Annotated in this window: 15 protein-coding genes; 14 read left to right on the plus strand and 1 reads right to left on the minus strand. The window is 67.1% G+C overall.

Going from position 1 to position 16,626, the window contains the following annotated elements; genetic code table 11:
* The 8 genes from Q7T84_RS05480 to Q7T84_RS05515 form a co-directional block, all read left to right on the plus strand.
* Positions 1 to 373 (plus strand): acyl-CoA dehydrogenase family protein (locus Q7T84_RS05480; RefSeq protein WP_304806739.1); only part of this gene is annotated, 373 nt, incomplete at its 5' end.
* 64 nt (positions 374 to 437) lie between these two features.
* Entirely contained in the window at positions 438 to 1,316 is an 879-nt protein-coding gene (locus tag Q7T84_RS05485; protein WP_304806740.1) for a crotonase/enoyl-CoA hydratase family protein, read from the plus strand.
* Positions 1,317 to 1,400: 84 nt separating this feature from the next.
* Positions 1,401 to 2,642 (plus strand): TetR/AcrR family transcriptional regulator, encoded by a 1,242-nt coding sequence (locus Q7T84_RS05490; RefSeq protein WP_304806741.1) that lies wholly within the window; start codon positions 1,401 to 1,403, stop codon positions 2,640 to 2,642.
* A 213-nt stretch (positions 2,643 to 2,855) separates the two neighbouring features.
* Positions 2,856 to 3,767: an alpha/beta hydrolase gene (locus Q7T84_RS05495; RefSeq protein ID WP_304806742.1), complete on the plus strand. Its 912-nt coding sequence runs from the start codon at positions 2,856 to 2,858 to the stop codon at positions 3,765 to 3,767.
* A 71-nt stretch (positions 3,768 to 3,838) separates the two neighbouring features.
* Complete coding sequence (locus Q7T84_RS05500; RefSeq protein ID WP_304806743.1) at positions 3,839 to 4,513, plus strand: carboxymuconolactone decarboxylase family protein; 675 nt, start codon at positions 3,839 to 3,841, stop codon at positions 4,511 to 4,513.
* A gap of 4 nt (positions 4,514 to 4,517) precedes the next feature.
* Complete coding sequence (locus Q7T84_RS05505; protein ID WP_304806744.1) at positions 4,518 to 5,330, plus strand: SDR family NAD(P)-dependent oxidoreductase; 813 nt, start codon at positions 4,518 to 4,520, stop codon at positions 5,328 to 5,330.
* A gap of 69 nt (positions 5,331 to 5,399) precedes the next feature.
* On the plus strand, positions 5,400 to 7,688 hold the full coding sequence (locus Q7T84_RS05510; protein ID WP_304806745.1) for an arylsulfatase: 2,289 nt from the start codon (positions 5,400 to 5,402) through the stop codon (positions 7,686 to 7,688).
* A gap of 71 nt (positions 7,689 to 7,759) precedes the next feature.
* On the plus strand, positions 7,760 to 8,578 hold the full coding sequence (locus Q7T84_RS05515; RefSeq protein ID WP_304806746.1) for a tetratricopeptide repeat protein: 819 nt from the start codon (positions 7,760 to 7,762) through the stop codon (positions 8,576 to 8,578).
* Positions 8,579 to 8,585: 7 nt separating this feature from the next.
* Here Q7T84_RS05515 and Q7T84_RS05520 read toward each other — a convergent pair whose 3' ends face one another.
* Positions 8,586 to 9,299, minus strand: a complete 714-nt coding sequence (locus Q7T84_RS05520) for a hypothetical protein (RefSeq protein WP_304806747.1) — start codon at positions 9,297 to 9,299, stop codon at positions 8,586 to 8,588.
* Between the two features lie 248 nt (positions 9,300 to 9,547).
* On the opposite strand from Q7T84_RS05520, the gene Q7T84_RS05525 reads away from it, so the two are divergent.
* The 6 genes from Q7T84_RS05525 (at position 9,548) to Q7T84_RS05550 (ending at position 16,499) form a co-directional block, all read left to right on the plus strand.
* Positions 9,548 to 10,237 carry a response regulator transcription factor gene (locus tag Q7T84_RS05525; protein WP_304806748.1) on the plus strand — a complete coding sequence of 230 codons (690 nt, stop codon included), beginning with the start codon at positions 9,548 to 9,550 and terminating at the stop codon, positions 10,235 to 10,237.
* A 396-nt stretch (positions 10,238 to 10,633) separates the two neighbouring features.
* Positions 10,634 to 12,673 (plus strand): ATP-binding protein, encoded by a 2,040-nt coding sequence (locus Q7T84_RS05530; RefSeq protein WP_304806749.1) that lies wholly within the window; start codon positions 10,634 to 10,636, stop codon positions 12,671 to 12,673.
* Positions 12,674 to 12,849: 176 nt separating this feature from the next.
* Entirely contained in the window at positions 12,850 to 13,419 is a 570-nt protein-coding gene (locus Q7T84_RS05535) for a molybdenum cofactor guanylyltransferase (RefSeq protein ID WP_304806750.1), read from the plus strand.
* A 133-nt stretch (positions 13,420 to 13,552) separates the two neighbouring features.
* The gene (locus Q7T84_RS05540) at positions 13,553 to 14,086 is read left to right on the plus strand and encodes an ANTAR domain-containing response regulator (protein ID WP_304806751.1); all 534 of its coding nucleotides are present in this window, start codon (positions 13,553 to 13,555) and stop codon (positions 14,084 to 14,086) included.
* Positions 14,083 to 15,054 (plus strand): CmpA/NrtA family ABC transporter substrate-binding protein, encoded by a 972-nt coding sequence (locus Q7T84_RS05545; RefSeq protein ID WP_304806752.1) that lies wholly within the window; start codon positions 14,083 to 14,085, stop codon positions 15,052 to 15,054. Before Q7T84_RS05540 ends, Q7T84_RS05545 begins: the two co-directional genes overlap by 4 nt.
* Positions 15,055 to 15,275: 221 nt before the next feature.
* Positions 15,276 to 16,499 (plus strand): NarK/NasA family nitrate transporter, encoded by a 1,224-nt coding sequence (locus Q7T84_RS05550; protein ID WP_304806753.1) that lies wholly within the window; start codon positions 15,276 to 15,278, stop codon positions 16,497 to 16,499.
* Positions 16,500 to 16,626 lie beyond the last annotated feature (127 nt).

Consider the following 16,626-nt stretch of genomic DNA (forward strand, 5'->3'; position numbering starts at 1 on the left):
CTCGCGCGACTACACCCTGACCCGTCAGGTGTTCGGCAAGCCGCTGGCCGCGCGCCAGTTGGTGCAGAAGAAGCTGGCCGACATGCAGACCGAGATCGCCCTGGGCTTCGAGGGCGCGCTGGCGCTGGGCCGGCTGCTCGACCAGGGCGCCTGGGTCCCAGAAGCCATCAGCCTGATGAAGCGCAACAACTGCGGCAAGGCCCTGGCTATCGCCCGCGAGGCCCGCGACATCCACGGCGGCAACGGCATCAGCGGCGACTATCACGTCATGCGACACGCCGCGAACCTGGAGACCGTCAACACCTATGAAGGCGCCCACGACGTCCACGCCCTGATCCTCGGACGCGCCATCACCGGCCAGAACGCGTTCTAGACTGAGGGCCGTCATCCATGGTCAGGTCGCCCCTCGCGACCAGACAGCCTGCCAAGGGGGACCTATGACCTACAAGACCCTGACCTGGGAGGTCGCCGACCGCGTCCTCACCCTGACGCTGAACCGGCCCGACCAACTCAACGCCTTCACCGTCGAGATGGCGCACGAACTGATCGCCGCGTTTGAGCGCGCCAGCGAAGACGACGGCGTCGGCGCGGTCGTGGTGACCGGCGCGGGGCGCGCCTTCTGCGCTGGTATGGACCTGTCCTCCAACGGCAACGTCTTCGGTCTCGACGAGAGCCTGAGCCCGACCCTGGCCGACATGCGCGAGCGGCTGGACGATCCAGCGATCCGTGACGGGGTGCGCGACACCGGCGGGCGAGTGACGCTGGCGATCTACAACTGCAAGAAGCCGGTCATCGCGGCGATCAACGGCGCGGCCGTCGGCATCGGCGCGACCATGATGCTCGCCATGGATATCCGCATGGCCTCCGAGAAAGCGCGGATCGGCTTCGTGTTCGGCAAGCTCGGCATAGTGCCGGAGGCCTGCTCAAGCTGGTTCCTGCCCCGCCTTGTCGGGCCGCAGCAAGCGCTGGAATGGGTGCTGTCGGCCGAAATCTTCGATGCGGCGGAAGGGCTGCGCGGCGGCCTGCTGCGTTCGGTCCACGCACCGGAGGAACTGCTCGGCGCGGCCCAGGCCTTGGCGCGCAAGTTCATCGCCGGCCGCTCGCCCGTCGCCGTCGCGCTGGCCCGCCAGATGATGCTGCGCAACAGCGCCCAGCCCCACCCAATCGCGGCCCACCAGGTGGATTCCCTGGCGATGTTCTACACCAGCCTGGAGGACGGCAAGGAAGGGGTTGCGGCCTTCCTTGAGAAGCGTGACCCCAACTTCACCGGCAAGGCCTCGAAGATGCCGAGCTTCTATCCTTGGGATGAACAGTAGGCCGTCTCGTTGCGGTTTTTACGTTTGAGTGTGCGCGGGCTGGTTGACGTCAAGCTGGACGCGTGATGAAGCCGGGGGGTGAAAATGTCCCAAGCCGATGATCGCTCGACCCGCGGCGCCAAGCGCGCGCGCCTGCTGGAAGAGGCGGCCAAGGCCCTGAACAGCCGTGGCATCTCGCAGACCTCCTTGGCCGAGATCGCCAAGTCGGTCGGGGTCTCGCGGGCTGCGCTCTACTACTATTTTGAAGATCAGCAGGATCTGGTGTTCCAGAGCTACCGGCGCTCCTGCGAAATGATGGCGCGCCGCTTGAGCGAGGCCTCGCACGCAGGCGGCGACGCGATGAGCGTGTTGATGGCGTTCATCGACGGCATGCTGACCGAGGGTGAACCGGAATTCGCCTCGCTGAGCGAGGCGGCCTATCTGCGCCCTGAGCAGCGCAGCACGATCCTGGGGCTCTACGAGGCCCTGCTGGCCAGCATCGCCGAAATTCTTCAGGCCGGCGCGCGGCGTGGGGAGCTGCGCCCATGCTCGGCCGGCATCGTCGCTCAGGCGATTATCGGCCTGGTGTCCTGGATCCCCATGGCGCGGCGTTGGCGTTCGAGCCAAGCCTTGTCTCATCGCGACATGGTCGAGGCGATCAAGACCCTGCTCGATCACGGGATGGCGGTCGAGCGACGCTTGCCGATCGAAATCCCGCCGTTCGACTTCTCGTTCGCCGACGTGCGGCTGGACCGGGTGTTCGACGCCGAGGCCCTCGCCGCGGCCAAGCAGCAGGCCCTGCTCGCCTCAGCCTCCTGGCTGTTCAACCTCAAGGGCGTGGACGCCACGTCGCTGGAGGAAATCGCCACCCGCGTCGGGGTCACCAAGAAGGTGATCTACCACAACGTCGGCGACAAGGAGACGCTGGTGGTCGAGTGCTATCGGCGCTCCTTCCGAATGTGGGAGGAGATCGCGCAATGGGCCCGGACCCATGACGGCTCGCGGCTCGAGGCTTTTTGCGCGTCGATGAACGCCGGGGCCGAGGCCAGCCTGCGCGAAGACCTGGCGACCCTCTCGCCATTGGCGGGGTTCGAAGCCCTTCCGACGGAAGCCCAGGATGAGATCAACGCTTCGGCCGTGCGCCTGATGGACATTCACTTGGAAATCTTCGCCGTGGGCCAAGCCCAGGGCTCGATGTCGGCGACCAACCCGCGCGCGATCGTGGCGATTGTTCCGGGCGTCTACCAATGGCTGCCCAAGTGGTTCGACACCTTCTCGTCGGAGGAGCGCCAAAAGGCGGCCCGCGAGGTTTCAGAGCTGATCGCCCTGGGCCTGCGCCCGCTCTAGCGGCGCTGCGCCCCGCGCGGCGCGTCTTCCACTCCTGTCACGACTGGCGGCGTTCCGTCGCCCAGGCGCCTTTTGGCTCGCGTCGATCCGACGAATGATTTCCACGAGATACTTATTTGTCAAAATCCTTGACTCACATTGATGCGACCGGGATGGTGTGCACCACATCGTCAAATTCGGGCCGATTGAACGAAGCCCGGAGCGGAGGAAACAATGAGCAGGCAAGATCCCGACATCGCGGGCTTCAAGCAGCAACTCGTCGAAATGACAAAAGTGCGGGAAAGCACGCCTCCGAGCGTCGAGGCCCAGCGCGCGGCGTTCGACGGTCAGCACGGCGCGGTGCCGCCGGCCGAGGGATGCGAGATCACGCCGATCGTCGTTGGCTCGGTGCGCGGCGAGCGCATTACGCCCAAGGGCGCGGACACCTCCAAGGCGCTGATCTACCACCACGGCGGCGGCCACATGTTCGGCAGCCCGCTGAGCCATCGGCACCTCGTCTCGCGCCTGGCCGCGGCGGCGGGCGTGGTGGCCTACAACATGGAATACCGGCTGGCGCCGGAGCACCCCTATCCCGCTGGTCTCGACGATGCCGAGCAAGCTTATCGCTTCGTGCTCGGGGAAGGTTTCAAGCCCGAGAACTTGATCGTCGGAGGGGAGTCCGCCGGCGGCAACCTGACCGCGGCCCTGCTGCTGAAACTGCGCGACCTTGGTCTGGCGCAACCGGCCGGCGCCTATCTGCTTAGCCCTTGGCTCGACCTGACGCAGAGCGGCGCGTCCTACGAGGCGCGCGGTCCGCACGACCCGATGATCACCCACGCCGCTCTGACCGGCTGTTCGGCGGCATACCGGGCCGGCGCCTCGGCCGAAGACCCGTTGATCTCGCCCGCCAAGGCCGACCTCGCCGGCCTGCCGCCGCTGTTCATCCAGGTCGGCGCCGACGAAGTCTTGCTCTGCGACTCCCTCGAGTTCACGCGCCGCGCCGCCTTGGCCGGCATCGATGTGCGCCTGCATGTCTGGGCCGACATGGTCCACGCATGGCCGCTGTTCCACTTCGCCCTGCCGGTCTCAGGCCTCGCCGCCATCGATGAGGCCGGCGCCTGGATCTCGCGCCAGCTTCGTCATTGATGCGCCGGCGCCGCTTCGCGCACCAAGGTACCGTGAAAATGAAAATCACCCCGATCGGGCGCAACCGCGCGATGGCTGCCGTTGTCGTCTCGGCGCTGTTCGCCGCGACGAGCGCCGTGGCTGAAGCCCCTGCCGGCGCGATGACCGCCTCGGACCATAAACCGCCAAAGAACGAGTCTCTCATGCGATTGAATGCACCGCGGATTGCGCCGCTGCAGGACGCCGAACTGACCGACGAGCAACTTGCGATCCTCTCGCCGCTGATCGCGAGCGACCAGCTCTACAATATCTTCCGGACCTTCGCGCGGACGCCCAAGGCCTTGCAGACCTTCTTGGCCTGGGGCGGCTACATCATGTCGGCCGACAACAGTCTGACGCCACGCCAACGTGAGATCGTCATCCTGCGAGTAGGCTACCTTTGCAGGTCGGGCTACGAGTTTGCCCAGCACGTGCTGATCGGCCTGCAGTCGGGCCTCACCGAGGCCGAGATCGGCAAGATCAAGCAAGGCGCCGAGGCCGGCTGGACACCGGAGGAGGCCGCCCTGATCCGAATGGCGGATGAACTGGTCGCCGACCATTTCGTGAGCGATCCCACTTGGGCGCAACTTCGGGCGCATTTCAGTGAGAAGAACGTCATGGACGCGGTCTACACCGCCGGCCAGTACACCCAGGTCTCGATGTTCCTGAACACCTTCGGCGTCCAACTGGATCGGGGCCTGACGCTCGATCCTGATCTGCGACGGTAGGACGATGGGCAGGCTGGAAGGCAAGACCGTCGTCATCGTCGGCGCAGGCCAGAAGGCGGGCGACACGATCGGTAACGGCCGGGCCATGGCCCTGCTCTTCGCCCGCGAAGGCGCGCAGGTGCTGTGCGTCGATCGCGATCTAGGCAGCGCCGAGGAAACCGTCGCCTTAGTCGCGGCGGAGGGCGGGCGGGCGAGCAGCGTCCGGGCCGACATCGGCCAAGCCGACGATGTGGAAGGCATCTTTATCGCCGCCCTGGCGAACATGGGGCGGGTGGACATCCTGGTGAACAACGTCGGTGTCGGCCTAGTCGGCGACGGACCAGCTCACCTAGCCACGGAGGCCAGCTTCGACGCGACGATGGACGTCAACCTCAAGGGAACCTGGCTTACGATCAAGGCTGCGATCCCGATCATGCGCGAGGCCGGCGCCGGTTCCATCGTCAACATCTCGTCGCTGGCCTCGGTCGCCGGAGACAGCGCCATCGCCTACATGGTCTCGAAGGCGGCTGTGAACCGCCTGACCATCGCCGTCGCCAGCGCCAACGCCGAGTACGGAGTTCGCTGCAACGCCGTGCTTCCGGGCCTGATGGATACGCCGATGGCCATCGGCGCCAACGCCGACATGTCGGGGCAGGCCCAGGACGCCGTGCGCGCGGCCCGCAACGCGCGGGTGCCGCTCAAGGGCGGGATGGGCACGGCCTGGGACACCGCCCACGCGGCTCTGTTCTTGGCCTCCGATGACGCCCGATACATCACCGGCGCGCTGTTGCCTGTCGACGGCGGCTTTACGACCCGGGTCGGCGCCGTCGACCGCTAAGGCGGGCCTCACGCCTGATGGGCGTGACCAGCCGCCAGCCAAAAAATAAAAACTGGGAGGATAGACGTGGTGCAATTCCTAAGAAGCTCGGCCCTGCTCGCTTCGGTCTCGGCGCTGGCGATGCTGTGCGCCTTGCCGGTCGCAGCGCAGGCGCCCGCCACCCCGACGACCGCGCCAGGCTACGCCCCATCGCCGCGCGCGCCGCAGGGCGCGCCGAACGTCCTGATCATCATGACCGACGACGTCGGGTTCGCCGCCAGCAGCACCTTCGGCGGTCCGATCTCGACCCTGACCTTCGACGCCCTGGCCGGCCAGGGCCTGCGCTACAATCGTTTCCATACGACAGCGCTGTGCTCGCCGACCCGCGCCGCTTTGCTGACCGGGCGCAACCACCACGCGGTGAACGCCGGGGTGATCAGCGAGATCGCCACGGGGCGGCCTGGCTACAACGGCATCTTGCCCAATGACGCCGTGACCTTTGGCCGGGTGTTGAAGGACAACGGCTACAGCACCGCCTTCATCGGCAAGAACCACTCCACCCCGGACTGGGAGACCGGCCCGGACGGTCCCTTCGAGCGTTGGCCCAACGGGTTCGGGTTCGACTACTTCTTCGGCTTCAACGGCGGGGAGACCGACCAGTGGGCGCCGGCCCTGGTCGAGAACCGCAATCTGATCGAGCCGCCGACCAACGACCCGAAGTACATCCTCGACCACGACCTCGCCGACCGAACGATCAACTGGCTGCGCACCCAGAGTTCGGCCGCGCCGGACAAGCCGTTCCTAGTCTACTACGCCCCAGGCACCGCCCACGGCCCTCACCATGCGCCGCGCGAATGGATCGACCGCTTCAAGGGCCAGTTCGACCGGGGCTGGGATGAGATGCGTGAGGAGAGCTTCGCGCGGCAGAAGAAGCTGGGCGTGGTTCCGGCCGACGCCAAGTTGACGCCGCGGCCGAGCCAAATTCCGGCTTGGGACTCGCTCAGCCCTGACCAGAAGAAGCTCTACGCCCGGATGATGGAGGTCTATGCTGGAGCGCTGGCCTATTCCGACAAGCAGATGGGCCGTGTGATCGACGAGATCCGCCAGCAAGGGAAGCTCGACAACACCTTGATCGTCTACATCCAGGGCGACAATGGCGCGAGCGCCGAGGGTGGGTTGGGCGGCACCACCAACGAGATGGCCGGCCTGGGCGGCATCTACGAGCCGCTGGATTTCACGCTGTCGAAGATCGACACCCTGGGCGGTCCCATGGCCTTCGGCCACTATCCGGTCGGCTGGGCCTGGGCGATGGACACGCCGTTCCAATGGTCCAAGCAGGTGGCCTCCCACCTCGGCGGCGTGCGCAACGGCATGGTGATGTCGTGGCCGGCGCGGATCAAGGACGTCGGCCAGGTGCGATCGCAGTTCGCTCATGTCATCGACATCGCCCCGACGCTCTATGACGTGATCGGGATCAAGGTCCCGGCCAGCGTTGACGGCGCGGCGATCAAGCCGCTGGACGGCAAGAGCCTGGCCGCGTCGTTCAGCTCGAAGACAGCCCCGGGCCGCGACGTCCAATACTTCGAGATGTTCGGGAACCGGGCGATCTACGATCATGGCTGGCTGGCCTCCACCACGCCCGAGCGGCTGCCCTGGACGCCAGGCAAGGACGTCGACGCCGGCAAGTTCAAGTGGGAGCTCTACAACCTCGACAAGGACTTCTCCCAGGCCGACGATCTGGCCGCCAAGTTCCCGCGGAAGCTGGCGCAGTTGCAGGCGACCTTCGAGCAGGAGGCGCAGGGCAACAACGTCCTGCCGGTCCAGGCCTCGATCTTCGATCGACTTGGCGACGGCATTCGGCCAAGTCCGCTCGAGGGGCGGCGGCGACTGCGGTTCTACCCTAGCGAGACGCGGTTCCCGAACGGGGTGTTCCCCGACATTCGGAGCAAGTCGTGGAATATCTCCGCGTCCGTGAAACTCGGGGCCGCCGGCGAGAGCGGAACGGTGGTGACCCAGGGCGGCCGGTTCGGCGGTTGGGGGCTGGTCATGCTGTCGGGCAAACCGACCTTCGCCTACAAGCGATCGAGCCTGCCGCAAGACCAGTACCGGCTGGAGAGCCCGACGGCGCTGGGGCCTGGCGCGCACCGCATTGACCTCGACTTCGCCTATGACGGCGGCGGGATGGGGCAGGGCGGCGTGGTGACCATGAGCGTCGACGGCGTCGAGGTCGGCCGCACCCGGCTCGAGAAGACCGTCGCTGGGGCCTGGTCGCTGGAAGGCGCAACGGTGGGTTGGGACAGCGGCACGCCGGTGATTGAGGACTATCGTGTTCCGTTCCCGCTGGCCGGCGTGGAGCATGTCGATTTCACGCTAAAATAGCGGGCGACGACGCTCGGTTGGGCCGGTACTCGGGAGTGATGTCAAAGCCGCCCCGAGTATCCGACCCGCGATTGAACCAGACCAGTCAGACGCTTGAACAAGCCATGGCCGCCCTGCGGGCCCAGCAGCTGCAGGAGGCCGAGCGGCTTTCCGCCTCGGTCCTGCTGCGCGACCGCGGCAATGCCGCCGCCGCTCAGGTTCTTGGAACCTCGCTGCTCTTGCAGAGCCGGCCCAAGGACGCGGTCGACGCCCTGCAGGGCGTGGCGCGGCGCAGCGCCGATCCGGCCGTGGAAACCTTGCTGGCTAGATCCTTGGCGGCTGCCGGCCGGCGGGACGAGGCTTTTGATCAACTGCGCCGAGCCACGGGGCGTCGGCCACCCTACCCGCTGGCGTTCCTCGAACTGGGTGAGGGCCTCGGCGCCGCAGGGCGGTTGGATGAGGGTGTCGCGGTCCTGGAAGCCGGGCTTGCGCTGACGCCCAAGGCCGACGGCCTGCGCATTGCTCTTGGGTATCTTCAGCTCAAGCGCAACGATCGCTCTCGTGCCCGCCGCCTGTTCCAGGAGGTTCGCGCCGCCGCGCCGCGGCGGCAGGACGCCATGGTCGGGCTGGCCAAGGTGCTGGCCCTCGATGGCGAATATGCGCAGGCGGCCGATCTCTATCGGCGCGCCCTGATCCTGCGACCTGACGATGCGGGCGCCCGCATCAGCCTTGGCAAATGTCTGCTGGAAATGGATGAGCGGGACACTGGGGAAGCGGCTATCCGTGCGGCCAGCCAACAGGCGGCGCAGTTGGCCGGGCCGGCGATCTCGGCGCTCGCCGCCACCGCGCACGGCCGCTTCTTCCTGCGGCCCAGCGCGGCTTTGACGTTCTTGCGCGCCGAAGCAGGATGAAGGTCGTCTAGGCTCGGAAGCGCCGCCGATAGACGCCGCTCTCGCGGCTCATCGCCTCCAGGACTTCGTGCGTCCGCTGTGACTCGTCCTGCGTGAGTACGGCGGTCGTGGCGCTCCAGCTTTCTCGCTTGATCGGGAAACACTGCGCCACCGGCGTACCCTTCGGCAGCACGCCGCTGAACCCCTCATCGTGCCAGCGGGCCGGGAAGTGGATCCAGGCGTCGTGATACTGATCGCAATCGACCAGTCCGGTCAGCGTGGTGAAGGGCAGGTCGAAGCGATTGACCGGGTGCGTAAACAGCAGCGAGTAGCCAGGCGGCGCCTCGATCGTCCAGACGTTGAGGAACTTGATTAGGAAGCGGTCGGCCTCGAACAGCGGCGTGCCGGTGACCTGACTGGCGTCATGGAAACCGATAGGCGAGCGCGCGAAGCCTGACCCGCCCCCCGGCGGCAGGTCGTGGTCCCAGGTGAACTCGCCGTTCTCGACCCTGACGTCGCAGATCAGGGGGATCAAGAAGCCGTTGGTCATGGCGTCCACGAATGGCGGGCAGCGCTTCACCGTATCGTCGTCACCGGCGACGACCGTGCTGAACGCCTGGGCGGGCATGGTCTTCAGCCAGTCGGGCAGGCCCTGCATGGCCGGTATGGGGGGCGGGGCCAACCCCTCGAGTTCCTTGGGGCACCGGAACGTCAGGGTCATCGCTTCGCTATCTTGGGTCATCACGCCTACTGGTCTGGACTGCACGCTCAAGTTTGATTGTACACGCCAGAGTGCATGCATGTATCGCGACGCGGCGCTCGGCGCCCTCGATTGTGTCGAGCCCAAATGCCCGGATTGGGGCTGGATACCTGAACTGTGTTTCCCTCGCCGGCGCGACACCAAAAGCTCGGCGATGAACTACAAAAGGTTGTGCGGCGCCACCTCTGAGGTAAGAGGCCTTCATCGAGGGCGGGGAGCAGCGTGTTGTCGTGAACACCATCACGGTCCTGCTCGTCGAGGACGATCCGATCTTCAGTGAGATCGTCGCAGCCCATCTGCTCAACGAGGGGCTGGAGGTTGTCTGCGCTCGGGACGTCGCGGGCGGTTTGCGTCTCTTCTCGGAACTCCCCGTTGATCTTGTACTCGCAGACGTGAACCTTCCCGACGGTCTCGGGCGCGACATGGTGCGCCGGATGAAGATGCGTCGGGATTGCGCCACGATTTATGTGACCCAGTGCGGGACGAGTGAAGATCGTCTCCTGGGGCTCTCGCAGGGTGACGACTATATCGTGAAGCCTGTCGACCTGCACGAACTCACCGCGCGCGTGCGGGCGGTCCTGCGCCGCTACCAGCGCGCCGGCGTTGATCGAGTCATCGAGATTTCCGACTGGACCCTCGACATCGTGCGGCGCGAATTGGCCGATGCTGGCGGGGCGGTCCTGCGCCTGACACGCGCTGAGTTCGATCTGCTCGCGGCTCTGGCCCAGGCGAAGGCCGAGCCCCTCAGTCGAGACTATCTCGTCGAGGTGATTGGCTCGGTTGACGCGCCGACGAACTTGCGCACGGTCGATGTGCTGGTCAGCCGGATCCGGCGAAAGCTAGTCGCGGCAGGTCCGGGCGCCCCACGGATCCTAACCGTTCATGCTCAGGGCTATGTGCTTGGGAGGGCGGAGGGATGAGCGGAATCTTGCGCCGAAATGGCCTCGCTAAGAGCCGCCGCCCCAGCCGACATCGCACGCTGAACAGCCTGGGCCGCGGCGGCGACCGCGGCTTGCGCGTGCGGCCGGCGCAGCGCCGTCTCGAGTCTTGCCAGGTTGTCGCTCAACCTCACAAGCGCGAGGGCGCCCGCGGCGCTACGGATTTGGTGCGTTTGGGCGGCGAGGTCAGCGTTCGTTTGCGCTTCGCAGCTGATCGCCTCCAACAAGTCGGCGACCCGGCTCGCCAGCGCATCGGCGAGTTCCAGGGTTCGGGACGCGCCGACAGCGGATCGGACCTGCTCCAGGCGGTCGGCGCACAGCTGCGGGGGCATTGCACAATCCTCTCCGGCAGCGAAGCCTCTAGAGCGCTATAGCCCAATGGCGACTTCGGGCAAGGTCACGCGGCTGCCAGCGCAATTCACCTTTCATGCAACGATCTTCGTCGTTTACGCGGCGACGGGATACGCCGGGCTGAAGCTAGGCCTTGCGGCCGATCAGCTGCCGCTGATCTGGTTGCCCAGCGGCATTGCATTCGCCGCGGCGTGGATGGGCGGTGTCCGGATGATGCCGGGCGCTTTCATCGGCGCCTTCCTGGTGAACTTCTGGGCTTTCGGGGCCTGGGCGCCGGCTCTGATCGTCGCGGCCGGCGCCATGCTGCCGGCGATCGTGACCGCTCGGCTCCTGCTTGCCTGGGGCGCGAGCGGCCGCCTGAACCGCGCCGTGCTCTCCGACTTGGCCTTCGTCGGGGTCGCCGTCCTCGCCGGCCCGGTGTTGAGCGCGGCCGTCTGCGCCGTCGTGATCGCCTGGGTGGGGGCAGGCGGACCGGCCTATCCTTCGCCGTCGACCTTCGCCGCCCGGTGGCTGGCCGATGCGACCGGCGTGTTGCTGATGGCGCCCGCCATCCTCCTGGCCGGTCGCTGGCTTGCCCACCGCTGGACTTGGCGCTTCGCCGCCGTGGTGTCGGGCTTTCTCGTCGGATGCGTCGCGGTGGTGTTGGCCCTGGCCTGGCTGCCTGGGCGAATTTGGGTGGCGGATTTCTACAAGCTGTCGGCGTTGATGCTCAGCCTGGCGGCCGTGGGGCGCTTCGGACTCCATGGCGGCGCGGCGGTCAACTTGCTGATGGCCTTGGGCGCTTGCGCTGTCACGGTCTCGGGCCTGGGGCCGTTTATCGGTGGGAATCCCTCCGAAACCTTGGCGCTCCTGCACGCATTCGTCTTCGCACAGACGCTGACGGCGCAACTGTCGGCGGCGGTGATGGCGGACCTACGGCGCGCCTTGTCGTTGGAACGCAGCGCGCGCGCCTTGGCCGAGGCTATCGCGGCCAGCCGTTTCCGACTGATGGCCATGATCAGCCACGACGTGCGCACGCCGCTGAGCGGATTGGTCGGGGTGATGCAGGTGCTGGCGCGCTCGCCGCATGGGCCTGAGCAGCGGCGGCTGATCGATCTGGGCCTTCGCGCCGGCCGCACCCTGGCGGACTTGGTCGCCGACATCTTGGAATCCGCGCGAACCGACGCCAGCGCGCCGGTCATCCGGCTGGTGCCATTTGATCCCGACCGGAGTCTCGACCAAGTCGTCCGGCTTCAGGCGCCCGCGGCGGTCAGCAAGGGGCTGTCGCTGTCGTATCGCCGCACGGAGGCGTTGCCTTCATGGGTGGCGGGCGACCGGCTGCGCTTCGAACAGGTGGTCGGCAACCTAGTCTCCAACGCCGTGACCTATACGCCCTCGGGCGGGATCTGGATTGAGGCCGATTGGCGATCTGGAGCGCGGCTGCCACTGCAGATTGAGGTCAGGGACACAGGGCCGGGCCTTGATCCCCTCACGGCGCCTCGAATGTTCGAGGCGTTCGTTCAAGGCCCTACTGCTGCCGCCCTCACGGGGTTCGGGCTCGGCCTGGACATCTGTCGGCGCCTCACCGAGGCGATGGGCGGGGAAATGACCTATGCGCGCCGCGACGGGGAGAGCCTTTTTCGCGTGGCCCTTCCGTTCCCGGCTAGCGAGCCGCCGCCCGTCTCTTTGTTGGGCGCGCCCTCGCGTGCGCTCTCCATCCTGCTCGTCGAAGATGATCCAATCAGCCGCGAGGTGACCGCGGCCTTGTTGCGCACCGTCGGGCACCAGGTCGAGGCGGCGGCGGATGAGGATGAGGCGATAGCCCGTGCGGCGGGGCAGGTGTTCGACCTGATCCTACTTGATATCGATCTTGGCCGGGGCGGTTCTGGCCTGGCGCTCGCGCGGCGGCTGAGGGCGGAACTCAGTGTTCCGCCCGCTATCGTGGCCCTGACCGGCAGCGACGTTCCAGCGTCCGCCGCGCTTGATCTGGACGGCGTCATCGTCAAGCCTCTGGATGCGGACACTGATCTCAGCCGCTTCTTGTCGGCGGAGGCGTCCAGCCGGTCCAGAGTGGTCCGCCCTTCTTAAGGAGGCCACATCCAAGCCGCCTACCGCAGCTGCTGCTCGCCCCGGCAGATCAGGCTTGCAAGCGCCTCCGTGTGATCGCAGCGGGAACAAGTCTGGGCGTTTGGTGACGTGAGGCGGATTCCGTGCGTGGTTACGGCGCTTTTGATCCTACCCAAGGCTGGGACTAGGAGGTGTCGGTGCGACTTGGCGCGATAATTCTGAGTGGTGGCGCGTCCAGCCGTATGGGGGTCGACAAGGCGCTCATGGACTGGCTCGGTCGCCGCGCCGTGGACCGGGTGGCGGACTTGGCGTTCGAGGTCGGCGCGCAGACCATCGTCACGGTGGGGACCACCGACTACGGCCTGCCGGTCGTCGCCGAGGAGACGCCGCTGGGCGGACCGGTAGGCGGGGTGCTGGCGGGGGTTGCGGCCTTGCGCGAAGCTGGATGCCTGCGCGCCTTGGTGCTCGCGGTCGACGCGCCCAGTCTGGCCGCCGAAGACTTGGCGCCTCTGCTGGCTGCCGACGCCATGGGCGCCGCCTATGAAGGCCTGCATCTTCCGCTGGTGGTGGCGCTGGGCGCTCTACCGTCCGACGCGCGGGCCGATTGGCCCATGGCGCGACTGGCCGAGCGGGCAGGCGTCATGCGGCTTGTGGGACCACCCCAGGCCCAGGCCAGGTTGCGGGGGGCCAACACTCCGCAGGAGCGCGAGGCCCTGCTCGCGGAACTGGCTGCTCGGGAGAATGCCCAAAATCGCGGCGTCGGCTGACCGCGAACTGTGCGTTTCATCGTCGCCGTGTCGGAAGCAAGTCGAAGAGCTCCGCCTCCAGCGCGCCTACCTCCACTAGTCTGGCCGTATGCGCGTCTTGGTGATCGATCCTGATTTCGCTCGAGCAGCGCTCGTGGCCGAAGGCCTGGCGGGCGTCGATCCGCTCGAGGTGCGTCATCGACCGCTCTACGACGAGGCTGAAGCCGCGGCCTTCGCGCCCGATGTCGTTGTGGTGGCCACGGAAAGCCCCGACCGGGACACGATCGACAGTCTACGCGAGGCGAGCTTGGCCAATCCGCGCCCCGTGGTGATGTTCGTCGACCGATCCGAGCCAGGATTGGCGGAAGCGGCCGTGCGGGCCGGAGTGGCCGCCTATGTCGTCGATGGCTTGGCGCCTGGCCGGGTGCGCGGCGTGCTGGAGGTCGCGATGAGCCGCTTCCAGCTCATGAACCAGCTGCGCAAGGATCTCGACAAGGCCAAGGCGGACCTAGTCTCGCGCAAGACCATTGAGCGCGCCAAGGCCCTGCTGATGAAGGAGCGGGGGCTGGAGGAGGCGGACGCCTACAAGCTGCTGCGCAAGCTCTCGATGGATACTGGCCGGCCCCTGGGGGCTGTCGCGGCCGATCTGCTCGCATTCGCCGGGGTGTTGAAGGGAGACGCCTCATGAGTGGGTCTTTGAAGCTGGGCTTCATGCCGTTGGACGATGCGGCGGGTTTGATCGTCGCAAAGGCTCTCGGCTTTTTCGACGACGAAGGGCTGGAGGTCGAGCTGTCCCGAGAGGCGTCGTGGGCGACGATCCGCGACAAGGTGGCGGTGGGGGCGCTGGACGGCGCCCACATGTTGGCGCCGATGGTGCTCGCCCAGAGTTTGGGGATCGGCGGAGAGGCCACCGCGATGATCGCGCCGCTGGCCTTGGCCACGGACGGCGCGGCGATCACGCTCTCCACGCGGCTGGGCCTCGGCCCCAGTCCGAGCCGGGCCGGCCTCGCCGACCTGGTCGCTGAGCGGCGAGAGATGGACGCCAGTCTGCTGACCTTTGGCGTGGTGTTCCCATTCTCCATCCACAACTACCTTCTGCGCCTGTGGGTGGCGGAGGCGGGGCTAGATCCTGATCGCGACGTCCGCATCGTGGTGGCGCCGCCGCCGCGAATGGCCGAGCTGCTGGCCGGGGGCGTGATCGAGGGATTCTGCGTTGGCGAGCCGTGGAACGCCGTGGCCGTGAACGCCGGGGCTGGCGTTGTCGCGGCGCGCGCCGGCGAGATCGCGCCCGGAGCCCCAGACAAGGTGTTCGGCGTCACCCGGGCCTGGGCGCAGGCGAACCCCGAAACCCTCCAAGCGGTGTTGCGGGCGCTGCTGCGCGCCCTCGCCTGGGCCGATGACGCGGAGAACCGCGAGGCCTTGGCGGCGCTGCTGGCTGAACCCCAGCACGTCGGGGTGGCGAGCGACGCCATCGCCGCGGGCCTGCGACACGTCGTGTTCCATCGCGGCGGAGCTGCCCGACCTGACCGGGCCCAGGCGACATGGTTGCTGGAGCAGATGCGGCGCTGGGGCCAGATCCCCCCCGACGCCGACATCCAGTCGGCGTTGGCGGTCTACGCGCCCGAGATGCACGACCAAGCCGCGGTTCTAGCCTGAAAAGCAGTCAACGGGCGAAATCTGGCGCCTAGGTTTTGCACTGCAGCATGATTGAGGCTCGGTCATCGCCCATGCGGCGTGACGACAGGACCCGGCGATGTCCTCCTGGATTCAGCCCAGGACAACGGCGTTCGCGGCTTCTTGGATCGGCTCGATGATGAGCCCTCCCAAAACCCTCGGCGACGCCGCCGCTTCCGTCCAATCCGTACGGGGCTCATCCGATGCTGAATCGCTCGTTCCTGAAGGCGGGGCACACGCCAACCCTGCTGTCCGCGTTCCTCTATTTCGACCTTAGCTTCATGGTCTGGGTGATCCTCGGACCTCTGGGCGTCGCGATCGCCAAGGACTTCAATCTCGATCCCGCCCAGAAGGGCTTCATGGTCGCCTTGCCGGTGCTCTCCGGGGCGCTATTGCGGCTGGTCGCCGGCGTCCTGGTCGATCACATCGGTCCCAGGAAGACGGGGATCATCGCCCAGCTCATCGTGCTGGCGGGCCTTGGCGCGGCCTGGCTGATCGGCATCGACAGTTATCACAAGGTCCTGGCGCTCGGCTTGGTGCTGGGTGTGGCGGGGGCCTCCTTCGCCATCGCCCTGCCGCTCGCCTCGCGCTGGTACCCACCGGAGTTCCAGGGGCTGGCCCTGGGGATCGCCGGCGCCGGCAACTCGGGCACCGCCCTGGCGGCCCTGTTCGCGCCGATGCTGGCCAAGACCTTCGGCTGGAACAACGTCATCGGCCTGGCGATCATACCGCTGGCTGTCGCCTTCGTGGTCTATCTGCTGATGGCCAAGGACGCGCCGGAACAGCCCGAGCCCAAGAAGTTCTCGGAGTATCTGGACGTTCTGAAGGTCGCCGACGCCTGGTGGCTGATGCTGCTCTACAGCGTGACCTTCGGCGGCTTCGTGGGGCTGTCCTCGTCCCTGACCATCTACTTCAATTCCGAATACGGCATCGATCCGGTGAAGGCGGGCTTCTTCACCGCCGCCTGCGTCTTCGCCGGGTCCTTCATCCGGCCGGTGGGCGGGGCGCTGGCTGACCGCTTCGGTGGGGTGCGGACCCTGATCGTGGTGCTGGGCTTCGCGGCCATAGGTCTGGTCACCGCCAGCTTCCAGATGCCCAATGTCTGGATGGCCTTCGGGGTCCTCCTCCTCTGCATGTCGGCCCTGGGCGCCGGAAACGGCGCGGTGTTCCAACTGGCCCCACAGCGGTTCCGCAAGGAGATCGGGGTGATGACCGGTCTGATCGGCATGACCGGCGGGGTTGGCGGCTTCTACCTGGCCTCCACCCTCGGCCTGGCCAAGAAGCTGGGCGGCACCTACCAGTTCGGTTTCCTGGGCTTCGCCGCCCTGGCGGTCTTCGCCCTGGTGGCGCTGGCCGGACTGAAGAACCACTGGCGCGCGGTCTGGCCGACCCTGGCGCCCGCCGACGCCGCTCCGGTCCGGGTCTGAAGCTCATGACCCAGCAAGCTTCCAAGCAGCGTCTCGTCGTCATCGGCAACGGCATGGCCGGGTGCCGGGTGGTGGAGGACATCCTCAAGCGCGCCCCCGACCACTACGAGATCACCATCTTCGGCGC

The sequence above is a fragment of the Phenylobacterium sp. genome (assembly GCF_030654915.1).
Lineage (GTDB): Bacteria > Pseudomonadota > Alphaproteobacteria > Caulobacterales > Caulobacteraceae > Phenylobacterium.